Source organism: Croceibacterium selenioxidans, assembly GCF_018599195.1.
GTDB classification, from domain to species: Bacteria; Pseudomonadota; Alphaproteobacteria; order Sphingomonadales; family Sphingomonadaceae; genus Croceibacterium_A; species Croceibacterium_A selenioxidans.
Map to the genome: position 1 here is coordinate 225046 of NZ_JAHFVK010000001.1, position 12527 is coordinate 237572.

General features: G+C 63.0%; 16 protein-coding genes. 9 read left to right on the forward strand and 7 right to left on the reverse strand.

Annotated features, from left to right (window positions below):
- The first annotated feature begins 39 nt into the window (after positions 1 to 39).
- The 4 genes from KK137_RS01130 to KK137_RS01145 all read left to right on the forward strand — a co-directional run bounded on the left by KK137_RS01130 (position 40) and on the right by KK137_RS01145 (position 3343).
- Positions 40 to 1197, forward strand: coding sequence for an N-acetyltransferase (locus KK137_RS01130; protein WP_214534123.1), 1158 nt, complete (start codon positions 40 to 42; stop codon positions 1195 to 1197).
- Positions 1198 to 1349: 152 nt separating this feature from the next.
- Complete coding sequence (locus KK137_RS01135) at positions 1350 to 1724, forward strand: DNA-binding transcriptional response regulator (RefSeq protein ID WP_338027907.1); 375 nt, start codon at positions 1350 to 1352, stop codon at positions 1722 to 1724.
- Between the two features lie 444 nt (positions 1725 to 2168).
- A complete protein-coding gene (locus KK137_RS01140) occupies positions 2169 to 2963 on the forward strand; it encodes a response regulator (RefSeq protein ID WP_214534126.1) in 795 nt (264 codons plus the stop codon).
- Between the two features lie 14 nt (positions 2964 to 2977).
- Positions 2978 to 3343: a winged helix-turn-helix domain-containing protein gene (locus KK137_RS01145; protein WP_214534127.1), complete on the forward strand. Its 366-nt coding sequence runs from the start codon at positions 2978 to 2980 to the stop codon at positions 3341 to 3343.
- Here KK137_RS01145 and KK137_RS01150 read toward each other — a convergent pair whose 3' ends face one another.
- The 6 genes from KK137_RS01150 to KK137_RS01175 all read right to left on the reverse strand — a co-directional run bounded on the left by KK137_RS01150 (position 3344) and on the right by KK137_RS01175 (position 8256).
- On the reverse strand, positions 3344 to 4345 hold the full coding sequence (locus KK137_RS01150; RefSeq protein ID WP_214534130.1) for an alcohol dehydrogenase catalytic domain-containing protein: 1002 nt from the start codon (positions 4343 to 4345) through the stop codon (positions 3344 to 3346).
- A gap of 1 nt (position 4346) precedes the next feature.
- Positions 4347 to 5189: an SDR family NAD(P)-dependent oxidoreductase gene (locus KK137_RS01155; RefSeq protein WP_214534132.1), complete on the reverse strand. Its 843-nt coding sequence runs from the start codon at positions 5187 to 5189 to the stop codon at positions 4347 to 4349.
- Positions 5190 to 5283: 94 nt separating this feature from the next.
- Entirely contained in the window at positions 5284 to 5823 is a 540-nt protein-coding gene (locus KK137_RS01160; RefSeq protein WP_214534133.1) for a 2,4'-dihydroxyacetophenone dioxygenase family protein, read from the reverse strand.
- 13 nt (positions 5824 to 5836) lie between these two features.
- Complete coding sequence (locus KK137_RS01165) at positions 5837 to 6382, reverse strand: 2,4'-dihydroxyacetophenone dioxygenase family protein (protein WP_214534135.1); 546 nt, start codon at positions 6380 to 6382, stop codon at positions 5837 to 5839.
- Positions 6383 to 6392: 10 nt separating this feature from the next.
- Positions 6393 to 7619: an MFS transporter gene (locus tag KK137_RS01170; RefSeq protein WP_338027908.1), complete on the reverse strand. Its 1227-nt coding sequence runs from the start codon at positions 7617 to 7619 to the stop codon at positions 6393 to 6395.
- Between the two features lie 91 nt (positions 7620 to 7710).
- Complete coding sequence (locus KK137_RS01175) at positions 7711 to 8256, reverse strand: VOC family protein (protein WP_214534139.1); 546 nt, start codon at positions 8254 to 8256, stop codon at positions 7711 to 7713.
- Positions 8257 to 8470: 214 nt separating this feature from the next.
- Here KK137_RS01175 and KK137_RS01180 point away from each other — a divergent pair, with 214 nt between their 5' ends.
- The 4 genes from KK137_RS01180 (at position 8471) to KK137_RS01195 (ending at position 10912) form a co-directional block, all read left to right on the forward strand.
- Positions 8471 to 9226 carry a class II aldolase/adducin family protein gene (locus KK137_RS01180; RefSeq protein WP_214534141.1) on the forward strand — a complete coding sequence of 252 codons (756 nt, stop codon included), beginning with the start codon at positions 8471 to 8473 and terminating at the stop codon, positions 9224 to 9226.
- 48 nt (positions 9227 to 9274) lie between these two features.
- Positions 9275 to 9811, forward strand: a complete 537-nt coding sequence (locus tag KK137_RS01185) for a (2Fe-2S)-binding protein (protein ID WP_214534143.1) — start codon at positions 9275 to 9277, stop codon at positions 9809 to 9811.
- A 16-nt stretch (positions 9812 to 9827) separates the two neighbouring features.
- Complete coding sequence (locus KK137_RS01190; protein ID WP_214534145.1) at positions 9828 to 10172, forward strand: arsenate reductase family protein; 345 nt, start codon at positions 9828 to 9830, stop codon at positions 10170 to 10172.
- A 113-nt stretch (positions 10173 to 10285) separates the two neighbouring features.
- Positions 10286 to 10912, forward strand: coding sequence for a class I SAM-dependent methyltransferase (locus KK137_RS01195; RefSeq protein WP_214534147.1), 627 nt, complete (start codon positions 10286 to 10288; stop codon positions 10910 to 10912).
- 37 nt (positions 10913 to 10949) lie between these two features.
- On the opposite strand, the gene KK137_RS01200 is transcribed toward KK137_RS01195, so the two are convergent.
- Entirely contained in the window at positions 10950 to 11792 is an 843-nt protein-coding gene (locus KK137_RS01200; protein ID WP_214534148.1) for a glycerophosphoryl diester phosphodiesterase membrane domain-containing protein, read from the reverse strand.
- A 71-nt stretch (positions 11793 to 11863) separates the two neighbouring features.
- On the opposite strand from KK137_RS01200, the gene lipB reads away from it, so the two are divergent.
- Positions 11864 to 12526, forward strand: a complete 663-nt coding sequence (gene lipB / locus KK137_RS01205; RefSeq protein WP_420829308.1) for a lipoyl(octanoyl) transferase LipB — start codon at positions 11864 to 11866, stop codon at positions 12524 to 12526.
- The last annotated feature ends 1 nt before the right edge of the window (position 12527 follow it).

Genomic DNA, 12527 nt, shown 5'->3' on the forward strand with positions numbered 1-12527 from the left:
ACGCAGTGCTAACCTTCCCTGAATGAAGGCCCCTAAACCGTGTCAGCAGCCGACGTAGTTATTGCGCCCGTTTCGGGCAAGAGCGACTTCAATGCCTTTATCGATCTCAGTTATCGCCTGAATCGCGACGATCCCCATTGGGTGCCGCCGCTGCGCGCCGAAGTCGTCGAGTTGCTGACACCCGGCAAGAACCCGTTTCACGAACACGCCAAGGTCCAGCTTTTCCTCGCGCGACGCTCTGGCAAGGTCGTCGGCCGCATCTCCGCTCACTACGACGAGCTCGCACTGACCCAGCCCGTCGAACAGGGAATGGGACCCGGAACGGGCAATTGGGGCATGTTCGAAGCCGAGGACGAAGGCGTCGCCCACGCCCTGATCGCTCGCGCGGAGGAATGGTTGCGCGAACAGGGCATGACCCGCATCCTGGCGCCGATCAGCCTGTCGATCTGGGAGGAGCCCGGTCTGCTGGTGCACGGCCACGATCATTCCCCCATGGTCATGATGGGCCACAACTTGCCGCAGTATGAAGGCTGGATCGAAAGCGCCGGATACCAGGTGGCCAAGCGCCTGCTGACTTACGACGTGATGGTCCAGGACGGCTTTCCGCCGCTGATCAACCGCATCGTCGCGCTGGGTGAAAAGAACGCCAGCATCAAGGTACGGCCGGTCGACAAGAAGCAGATGCAGCGCGAGACCGCGATCATCCTCGATATCCTGAACAACGCCTGGTCGAAGAACTGGGGCTTCGTTCCCTTCACCGAGACCGAGAAGGTCTATGGGGCCAAGAAGCTCGCGCCGATGATCATCGAAGGGGCCAACATGATCGCCGAGATCGACGGCGAGCCCGTGGCCTTCATGCTGTCGCTTCCCGACGTAAATGCGAAGCTCAAGACGATGGGCGGCAAGCTGTTCCCGTTCAACTGGGCCAAGCTGCTGTGGTGGCTGCGTAACCCGCAAAGCGAGGGTTTCCGCGTGCCGCTGATGGGCGTGGTCACCAAGCTGCAGAACTCGCGCATGGCGAGCCAGCTCGCTTTCATGATGATCGAGTATATCCGCCGCTATGCCGTCGCCAATCATGGCGTCAAACGCGCGGAGGTGGGCTGGGTCCTGGAAGACAATCAGGGCATGGTCGCCATCGCCGATGCCATCGGCAGCAAAATGAACCGCGAATATCGCATCTATTCGAAGGCTCTCTAGGCTCTTCAGCCTCATCTCTGCGACGGGGCGTGGAACCCTGGTACGGTCCTCGTCGTTGAGAGAGGCGGGCGCACAGTGTCGACCCGCCAGGGACAGACATGCGCCGCGGAAAGTCAAAAAAGGTACCCAAGCTCAGGCTAGGTCGAGTGTTGGTGGTAGAGGACGACTCCATCCTCGCCCTTTCGATCGAGACTGCGCTGCTCGATGCGGGCGCGACTGAGGTCGTCATCTGCCCCAGCATAGCCATGACCATGGATGCGCTCGAACAAGGTCCGGCCGAGGCCATTGTACTCGACGTCCACCTGGCTGACCGCGACGATGGCTGGGCCATAGCGGAACTGGTCGACCTAATCGGACCGAAGCCGCCGCGGATCGTCTTCTCGACCGGAGCGCCCCAGGATATCCCTCCGGAGATCGCCGAGATGGGCCCCATCTTCGAAAAGCCCTATGACCCTGCACGCCTGGTTGAAGTGCTGGCGAGCGACAAGGAAGGCCTTTTCGACCGCCTTCGCAATGTGATTTCTTAGATCACTCGCCGCCCGAGCAGCTTAGCCGTTTCGGTTGGGTGAGGGTGAACACGCGTTCTCCAAAAACGTCGCCCCTTGCGTCTGACGGCGCCTCGGACTCTCCGAAGGGGGAGGGATCTGACCGACAGAAAAAGCGTGAAGCGTGACCCAAGAAAAAAGGCCTCCGCCGTTTGGGGCGGAGGCCTTTCGGGATCGTATCACCAGCCGCTTGGACGGGAGGGGGGGTCTCGGCGGTGACATCTGCTCAATGAGCGGACAGGCCGGTAGTTCCCAGCGCCAGAAAATTTTTTCGCGGGTTGATGTGGCTTGCCTCAACCTCGCCGCAGGCCCATGCTTGGGGTATCCGCAGTGCCTTGTGGAGGCATCCAATGGACCGATGGCCAAGGCGGAACCAGTGCCGCCCACGCACGTTCCTAGCCACGAAGTCTAATGGGAAGGGGTCTTATGTCGATCGGGGCTGAAGTAGCCGCACATCTTCCGTTTCTCCGTCGTTACGCTCGCGCGCTTACGGGCTCGCAGTCGACGGGTGATGCTTTCGTCCGCGCCACGCTCGAGGCCGCTCTGGCCGATGATGGCCTGGCCGAGTCGCTGCGCGAGGGACGAGTTCCGCTCTATCGCGCTTTCACCAAAGTCTGGTCGAGCGCCTACCTTGAGGTGGCGGACGACAATTCGGGCCGGGGGCTTCACGAAAGTGCCGCCCAGGATCAGCTCCGCCGCATTACGCCGGTGAACCGCCAGGCACTCTTGCTCACGACGGTCGAGGATTTCTCGCCCGGCGAGGCGGCCCGGATCATGGAAATCGGCGAGGATGACGTCGATACGCTGGTCCAGGAAGCGGTCGAGGAAATCGAACGCGAGACCACTACCAGCGTGCTGATCATCGAGGATGAGCCGCTGATCTCTATGCAGCTTGAGGATCTCGTGCGCTCGCTCGGCCATGAGATTTGCGGCACCGCTGCGACACGCAGGCAAGCGCAAAAGGTCGTTTCGGAAAAGACACCGGGGCTGGTGCTGGCCGACATTCAGTTGGCCGATGGCTCCTCCGGGCTCGACGCGGTGGACGACATTCTCGCCATCGACAGCGTGCCGGTGATTTTCATCACCGCTTATCCGGAACGCCTGCTCACCGGTGACCGCCCGGAGCCGACCTACCTGATCACCAAGCCGTTCCAGGAAGATACGGTTCGTGCGGCGATCAGCCAGGCGCTATTCTTCGGTTCCAGTCGCCCGCTTTCTTGATAGACAGGCGGGCGATGGCCCGCCTGAAACTCAAGATTCAGCTCTACTGCGGCGATGAGATCGCGATGGGTCCGGGCAAGGCCGACTTGCTCGACGCCATCGCGCGCGAAGGTTCGATCTCCGGCGCCGGGCGCGCGCTCGGAATGAGCTATCGTCGTGCCTGGCTGCTGGTCGACACGATGAACCGCTGCTTCCGCTCGCCGCTAGTGGAAACCCACCCCGGTGGCGGGCAGGCGGCGGGCGCGAAGCTGACGGAGGAGGGCGAAAGCGCTCTTGCGGCCTATCGTGCGCTCTCGGAACAAGTGGAGGGTGGGGTCCCCGGCACCAGCTTCGAAACGCTGGAAACCTCGATCCGTCGGGCCCCGCTCACGCGCGACTGATCAGGGTGCGATCAGCACCTTGCACTGACCGCTGCGCTGCTTGAGACTTTCGAATATTTCAGGCGTATCGGAGAGCGAAATCGTGTCGGTCACCAACAGGCGCGGCTCGATCGCGCCGCTGGCCAGCGCATCGAGCGAAGCTTCGTATTCCTGACGGGTGAAGAAGGCACTGGTGACCAGGCGCACTTCCTTCGACAGCATGGCGAAGCTGTTGAAGGTGTCGGGCCGAGTGCAGAGCCCGAGCAGCAGGATGGTGCCGCGATTGCGCACCTTGCTGACCGCCTGGTTTATCAGGCCGGGGATGCCAACGCATTCGAACACCACGTCCGCCTTGCCGCCAAGTTCACGCTCGGCGCCGCCGATGGGGTCTTGCGGATCGACCACGAACACGTCGGCACCCATGCCGAGCGCGCGGTCCCGCTGAAACTCGGCGATATCCTGCACCGCGACCCGCGACGCGCCCATGCGCTTGGCCCAGAAGGCGACTGCTAGGCCGATGGGACCTGCGCCGAGCACGAGAACTTTGTCGCCGGCCTTCATGCCCGACAGGTTGACCCCATGGAGCGCTACGGCCAGCGGCTCGATGATCGCGCCGTCCGCCAGCGACACGTCGGTGGGCAGCCTCACGCACTGGTTCGGGCGAGTAACGGCGAACTCGGCATAGCCCCCGCCCTGGAGGCCGAAATGCTCGCACCACTGGACCTCGCCCTTGCGGCAATGGTCGCACTGGCCGCAGCTCACTAACGGGATGACCGAGACGAGGTCGCCGGTCTTCAGGCCCTCGGTATCACGCCCCAGCGCCACGACCTCTCCCGCGAACTCGTGGCCCAGCACGTCACCGTGCTTGCAGCCATAGGCGGCGTCCTCGGTCATGTGCAGGTCGGAGCCACAGATGCCGCAGCGGCCGACCTTGACCACGACCTGGCCGGTGCCGGGGGTCGGATCGGGCAGGGTCTCGAAGGCGAGCGGCGCGTGCAGCGCCTGGAAGGTTACGGCTTTCATCTCAAGCGTTCAGCGGTTTCACCGGTCCCAGTTGCATCCCGCCATCGATCATGACGTGGGCGCCGGTCATGTAGCTTCCGGCGTCGGACGCCAGCAACAGGGCGAGCGGCTTGATCTGGTAGGTTTCGGCCATGCGGCCTACCGGGACCAGCTCGTCCCACGCTGCCTTGGCCGCAGGATTCTTCTTCACCCAGCCATCGCCGATGTTGGTCACGAAGGGGCCCGGCGCGATGGCGTTCACGCGGATGCCGTAGGCGGCCAGCTCGTAAGCGGCATGGCGCATGAAGTGTTTCACGCCGGCCTTCGCCGCCATGTAGGGCACGCCGACGATCGCCTCGTTGACCTCTGCGGCGTTGGAGCTGGTGATCACGATGCTGCCGCCGCGGCGCTGCTTGTTGGCCTTCATCACCCGCGACGCCTCGCGCACTGTGTGGAACACGCCGTTGAGGTTGATGCCGATCGATTTGTACCAGCGGTCGGGGTCGTAGACGTCGATCTGGCCGTCAGGGTTGCGGTCGCCCTCGGGCGTCCAGAAACCGTTGCCGACATCGAGCCCGGCGTTGGCGAACGCGATGTCGCACCCTCCGTAAGCATGGACATGCTCGTCGAAGACCTTGGCGACCTGGTCGAGCTTCGACACGTCACAGACACCGAAGCGCGCCTCGTAACCTTCGTTGACCAGCCGCTGCGCTTCGCGGGCGGCGCCTTCGGCGTCGATGTCGGTCAGCGTCACCTTGGCGCCTGCTTCGGCCATACACTCGGCATAGGCGAGGCCGATGCCGCTGGCCGCGCCGGTCACGAGCGCCGAGCGGCCTTTGATGTCGAACTGGTCGAGGGTCTTCATGCGATTTCCTTCGTCATCCCGGTGAAGACCGGGATCGCGTCCAGTGAAGTCGGACCGGGTCCAACGAGTCCCCGGCCTTTGCCGGGGGTGACGGTCAGAGATACAGCTTCGGGTTGATCGGGATGCCGTTCTCTTTGCAGTAGCTTTCGTAGTGGTTCATCATCCACCAGACGTCGGTGGTTTCGATAAGCACCGCGTTCTCGTCATAGAACTCGATCGGGCCTTCCATCCACCCGAACAGCTTCACGCCATCAGGGTGCTCGGTGACGAGCGTATGGCTCTCTCCCGGTACCTCCAGGATAAGACCGCCCGGCGTCGCCACCCAGTCATACTCGAGGTAACGGACCGAGCCTTCGAGGACGACCATGGTGATCGTGCCGCGGTGAAAGTGCGTGCCGATCGTGCCCGGACCCTTCACCCAAAGGATGTTCGAGAACAGGTTGCGGCGCACGTCGAACGCCAGGTGCTTGATCGCGGCGGTCTCGCCAAACGGAACCCACGGGCTGTCGTCGTCGGTCTGTGCGTCGATATAGCGGCCACCGGGCGAGTACTTCTCCACCAGTGAGCGGTAATTGAACGGGACGTCGACAATCGCCTTCTTGGTCGAGGGCGGGGCCTTCATCTGTGTGGCCATGGCAGGGTTCCTTTCAGCGGATCAGGCTGTCGAGGTAGTCATCTGCGATGCCGACCTCTTTGTAATGGGCACGGGCATCCCGCATGTAGTCGAACACGTCGTAATGACCGACAGTGTTGCCCTGCTCATCCAACCACATCAGCGGACCGGAGACGACGAAGAACACCTTCATCGGGTCAGGGTGCGCGTAGGAGACGAGTGTGTGGCTTTCCCCCGGCGTCTCGAAGATAAAGTCGCCCGCGGTCGCGGTCCACTCATGCTCGAGATAGGCCCACTTGCCGCTGATCGTGTAGGCCCAGATCGGCTTCGGGTGATAGTGCCGGTTCACGATGCACGGCTTCTTGGCCATGAGCACGTCGGCCCACATGTTGAGAGTCGGGCTGATCCAGACCGGCTTGGAATAGACGTCCTCGACCATCGGCCGCCCGATCGGCACCCAGAGGCGCTCGTCACCCTCGGCGATCTTGGCGAAATAGGCCTCGGGCTTGGCACCCGGGCGAAAGGCATGCGGGACCGGCGGAGTACCGGCCCAGGGTTCAGTGGTTGGTGTTTCAGGCACGGGAACCTCCTTATGCGACTGCGGGCGCGAGGCCGCGCCGTGCCACAACCGCAGGCGCGGTTTCCTTGAGAGCCATGGCGACGAAGCCGCTGATCACCGCGAGCACCATCAGCATCCACAGGAAGGTCGAATTGCCGAAGGCGTCGTTAAGCGCACCGGCAATCGGCGGGCCGAACACGCCGCCGAGGATCTCGCACGAGCCCATCGCCAGACCGAGCACGGTGGCATGGTGACGCGCGTCGAAACTCTCCGACGGGATGGTCGCCATGAAGATCGGGAATATCCCGTTCACCGCCCAACCGACCACGAAGATCCCGGCCATAAGATAGGCCGGACCGTCGAAGTAGAGAGCACCGAGGGGGCCAAGAACAGACAGGAACGGCAGGACCACCATCACCGGTTTGCGACCGATCAGATCCGACAGCCCCGAAACGGCAAAGCTGTAGACGAACGCGGCGATGCCTAGCGAGCCCATCAGCCAGCTGGCGGTGGTTTCGTCGAAGCCCCTCTCCTGAACAAGGAATAGCGGCATGAAGGCCCAGGTGGTCACGAAGTGTCCGACCATCAGCACGCCGACCACGACACAAACCCACATGTTGCGGACCTTGATCGCCTCGGGGATGGTCATCGACTTTTCGGCCTCCACCGGCTTGGGCAGCGGCACGGGCTCCTTGAGCATGAACCAGATAATGATCGCGCTGATGATGCCCGGGATGCCGGCGAGGAAGAACGCCTCGCGCCATCCGAAGGCGTGGGCAAAGGCGACCAGCACGACCGGAGCCGCGAAGCTGCCGAGCAGGTTCGAGCCCATGTTCTGCGCCACACCTTGTGCCAGGCCGCGGCGCTTAGGGTCGACTTCGCTTGCGACCATGGCATGGCTGATCGGCATGACGCCGCCTTCGGCCGCGCCCATGAGCAAACGCGCGCCGAGCAGCAACGCAAAGCTCGAAGCCAGACCGGTGAGGAACGAGCAGAACGAGAAAGCAAGAGTCGCCAGGACCAGCAGTATCTTGCGTTTGCCGATCGAGTCCGAGAGCCGGCCATAGAAGAAGGCCGCGATCGCCCACGAGAAGCTGAGGCCACCGGCGATGATGCCGATCTGCGTCTGCGTCAGGCCCAGCTCGGGCTGCACCGAGGGCATGAGCACGTTGAGCGCCTGCCGGTCGAAGAACACGATCCCGAAGTTGAGGCTCAGCAGGAATACCAGCAGGACCTGATACCCCGCCGAATTGTTCACCCAGTTCCCAGTCTGGGTGGTGGCGCTTGGCTGCATTCCGATTCTCCCGGCCGCCTCTTTGTGCGGCATATTATCGTTTTGGCTTATTCAATCAGAGGAAGCTGCGGATCGGATCGGTCCCATCCCAGCCGAGGCTCGCTTCCCAGAAACGCGTGAAAGTCTGGTCCATCCCCGGGGTCACCGGCAGCAGCTCGATGAAGCCGAGTTGGGCGCCCGTCCCATTGTCGAGATAGATCACTTCGCCGCCCGTGGGGACTGACGCGCGGAACGCCTCGTGGTAGCCGCGCGATTGATATTCGAGGCTGTCGGCATCGACGTTGGCGCTGGCAATGCCCAGGTGGTGGAAGCCGAAGCCGCGCAATTCGATCGTCTCGCGATAGACCGAAGGTTCGTCATCCAGCGGTTGGATCAATTCGATCAGCATGTGCCCGGCAAAGCCCATGGCAATGGTGATATCGGCGCGGGATTCTTCCCCCCGATACGTCTGGCCGGGGACGAGGAAATTCGGCAGCACGAAGAACGGGCCCGCGCGCATGTTGCTGACCCAGTGATGGATCGCCTGCTTCAAATCGGGCACGATGAACGCCGTTTGCGCCACGCCGCCCATGGGTTGGCCGTAGCCAAGCTTACCAGACATCATTCCTCCCGCGGACACTCGTACCATCGGAGCGCCAGTCGGCCTCATCGCTCGCCAATCGGCGCGACAAAGTCAATCACGCCGTGCTAGATCGGATGCGCAAGGAGAGAGTGCCATGACTACCGCGATGTTGATTGCGATCTTCGTGATGCTGGCGGCGGGCTCGGTCTTCGCCGTATGGACAGGCCTCAAATTGATCAAAGGCAAGTAAGCCATGGCCACGCAACTCAAGCGCAATTCGGATTGCAGCGAAGCGGAATGGACGGCGCGGCAGGAACTCGCGGCTTGTTACCGCATCTTCGACATGATGGGCTGGTCCGAGTCGATCTACAATCACATCACCGTGCGGGTGCCAGGCGAAGAGGCGTTCCTCATCAATCCCTACGGCCTGTTATGGTCGGAGGTCACGGCTTCCAATCTCGTGAAGATCGATTCCGAGGGTAACAAGCTCTGCAGCAGCCCCTACCCGGTGAACAAGGCCGGCTTCACCCAGCACGCCTGCTTCCACAAGAACATCGATTGGGCGCACGCCATCGTCCATACCCATACGCCGGACACGATGGCTGTCTGTTCGAGTGAGGAAGGGCTGACGCCGACGAATTTTTACGCCTGCTTTTTCGAAGGCAGTGTCGGCTATCATGACTTCGAGGGCATCACCGTCCGCGCCGAAGAAGGCGTGCGCCTGCTTGAGAACCTGGGCGACAATCGCGTGCTGATGCTGCGCAATCACGGCCCCGTGGTGCTGGGCGCGACGCTCTACGAGATGTTCCTCAACTACTACATGCTGCAGCGGGCATGCGAGATCCAGGTCAAGACTTGCGCGCTCGGCAAGCCGATCCGGGTCCCGGCGGAGGTGGTCGCGGTGCACCAGCGTGACCGTGACCAGGTCGCACTCAAGGACTTTGGCAAGGCAGACTTCGAAGCCTGGACCCGCAAACTCGACACCATCGACCGGAGCTGGCGTGAGTGAGAATGGCTTGTTTCGCTACCCTCGTAGTGACGAAGTAGTGGGCGGGGCATGACCGATCTCATCGTCAATGACCGTCCAGTCCGTTTCAACATGGATCCGCAGACGCCGCTGCTGTGGGCGCTCCGCGATGCTGCAAACCTGACCGGTACCAAGTACGGCTGCGGTTCGGGCGACTGCGGCGCGTGTATGGTACTGATCGACGGAGAGGCGCTGAGGAGCTGTCTCGTCACGCTCGCCGAATGCGAAGGACGCGTGGTCGTCACCGTCGAGGGCCTGTCGCGCGATCGCTCGCATCCTGTTCAGCAGGCGCTGGTGGCGGAGCAGGCGATCCAGTGTGGGTTCTGCACGCCTGGCATCGTCATGGCCGCTGCGGCGCTGCTCAGGACCAATGCCGATCCGTCGGAAGACCAGATCAAGCAGGCGATTACCAACTTGTGCCGCTGTGGTGTCTATCCCCGCCTGGTGCGGGCCATACAGCGGGCGGGGCGGGTGACACGGCGGGCGGAGCGGATCAGCGCGGCCCCGGCGCCCGGCATAGATGCCAAGGATGCGGCGGCGGCCGTGCCCGCCATGCGCGCGGATTAGTCTAAGGAGCAGTTTTTTGAAGGCGACAATCTGGCACAACCCGAACTGCGGCACCTCACGCAAGGTGTTGGCGAGGTTGCAGGAGAGCGGCGATCTCGATCTTACCGTGGTCGAATATTTGAAGCAGCCGCCGAGCCGCGACAAGCTCGCGCAGCTCTATCGAGATGCGGGCATGGCCCCAGGCGAGGGCATACGCCGGCGCGGTACGGATGCCGATGAACGCGGGCTGCCCGCTGCTGACGACGACACCGTGCTCGATGCCATGGTGGAGGAGCCCGCCTTGATCGAGCGCCCGCTTGTGGAAACCGAGAACGGCGTGAGGTTGTGCCGGCCTGCGGAGCGGGTGGAAGAGATCCTCTAGGTAATGGTGCGGCTTGCATTGGGGCGGCTTATTTGCCAGTCCCCCGAACACATGAGCGTGCTCAATCAACGAATGACCGCGCTTGGCGCAATGAAAGGGGCGCGTTCCTACTCATGAATGGCAGCGAGTTAGCCGAGGAGCGTCCCTCCGGGCTCCGTCAGCGTATTAAGCAGGCGCTGGGGCCGGCGGGCGTGTTCTTCCAGGGGTTCCTCGAACATCCACGGATGGTTGGCTCGATCATTCCGTCGTCGAGATCGACCATCGACAAGATGCTCGAACCGGTGAAGTGGGACGAGTGCAAGCTGTTCGTCGAATACGGACCCGGTGTAGGCACGTTCTGCCGCCCGGTCCTCGACCGGCTGCCGCGCGGCGGCGAACTGCTGGTGATCGACACCAACCCCTTGTTCATCGACTATCTGAAGAAGACCATCCGGGACAGCCGCTTCCACGCGGTGCTTGGCTCGGCCGAGGATGTCGAGGAGATCGTCCGATCGCTTGGACACGAACAGGCCGACTACGTCTTGTCGGGCTTGCCCTTCTCGACCCTGCCCGACGGCGTTGGACCCTCGATCGCGGCCGCGACTTATCGGGTGGTTCGTACCGGTGGCGCGTTCCTAACATATCAGTTCAGCACCGTGGCGCGCGACCTGACCGCTCGCCATTTCGAGAAGGTGGACACCGGCTTTACCTGGCTGAACATCCCGCCCTGCCTGCTCGCCTGGGGCTGGAAGGCCGGCTGAGGGAAATCCCCTCCTCGGGTGAGGAGGGGACTCCAGCTTATTCGAAGATTTCGCTTACGGCCTGCGTCGGGCGGGCCAGTTGCTTGTGAGTGCCGGCGAGAACCGCAAGAAACAGCACGGTCACGATCATACCGAACAGCGCGTTGACCAGGCCGCTCACGATCAGTCCCACCGTCTGACCGCCCAGAGCCGTAAACAGGCCGGCGAACAGGCCGACCACAGTCGAGATCACCATCACGGCGATCAACAAAAGGACGTAGAAGGCGAACAGCCGCACGCTGTTGCCTTTGGTCAGCCGCCACGAGCGCTGCAGAGCCACGAGGGGATTCGTCACACGCTCAATCGCGATCACTGGCGCGACCAGTGAGAATTTAGTCATGAGGTAACAGAAGGCCACGAGCGCGCCGAGGCCGAAGAGGACCGCGAGAGCGGCCCCTCCCGAGGTCCCCGCAAGGACCGGGATCACCAGTAGCAATGCCACCACGAGGCTTAGAAGGATTTGCGCGAGGATATAGGGGATCAGGCACTTGGCCCCGATCAGTAGCGCTTCGCCCACGGTGGGCCGCGCCCGGTCGGTCAGCAGGGCGAGCAGCCCCAACATCCCGATGCCCTGGACGATCGCGGAGGCCAGCAGGAACCACTTGATCTGGTCGAACACTTCCCCGGCCTGCTTAAGCGCCAGGTCGAACGCGTCGGACGGGTCGGTCGGCTGGGGCGCCACCGCGGCGCCGCTCGCCAGCGCGGCGTAGTCAGGCGACAGCAGCATGAGCGCAAGAGAGGGCAGGAAAAAGAACGCTGCGCCCACGATGAGCACTACGTCACGATTGGCCTGCAATAGCGCCACCGCGTCGTTCCAAGCCCGCCCCATGTCAAATTTCATGCTTCTTCCCTCTTTCGAAACCGAACTTGTCCTTGATAAGCCGGTTTTGAGGCGCCAGCAAACTACGTGAAATGCCGGATATGCGATCATTTTTGGATCAAGGCGTCGAATGGCGTCGCAGCCATGCGCTAATTCCCTATCGAGAGGCGCTGGCCGAACAGGAAGCGCGCAACGCCGCGATCGCCGCGGGCGAGGCGCCGGAGCTGGTCTGGTTGCTCGAGCATCCCCCTGTCTACACTGCGGGAACCAGCGCCCCTGCCGGGGAACTGCTCGATCCCCGCTTCGAGGTAGTCGCGACGGGGAGGGGAGGACGCTACACCTATCACGGCCCGGGGCAGCGGGTCGGATACGTCCTGCTCGACCTGAGCCGGCGTGGGCGCGATGTGCGGCGCTTTGTCCATTCTCTGGAAGAGTGGGTCATAGCGACGCTGGCGGACTTCGGAGTGGAGGCCTGGGCTGTCCCCGACCGGATCGGCATCTGGACGCGCGACATCGACGGCTCCGAAGCCAAGATCGGCGCGATCGGCGTGCGGGTACGCAAGTGGGTGACGATGCACGGCTTCTCGGTGAACCTCGATCCTGACCTGTCGCACTTTTCGGGCATCGTGCCTTGCGGGATCGCGGAGTTCGGTGTCACCAGCCTTGCCCGGCTTGGCCTTGCGGTTACGCCCGAGGAATGGGATGGGGCCCTGCGCGCCCGCGCCCATTACTTGACGGCACTCGAAACGGACTGAG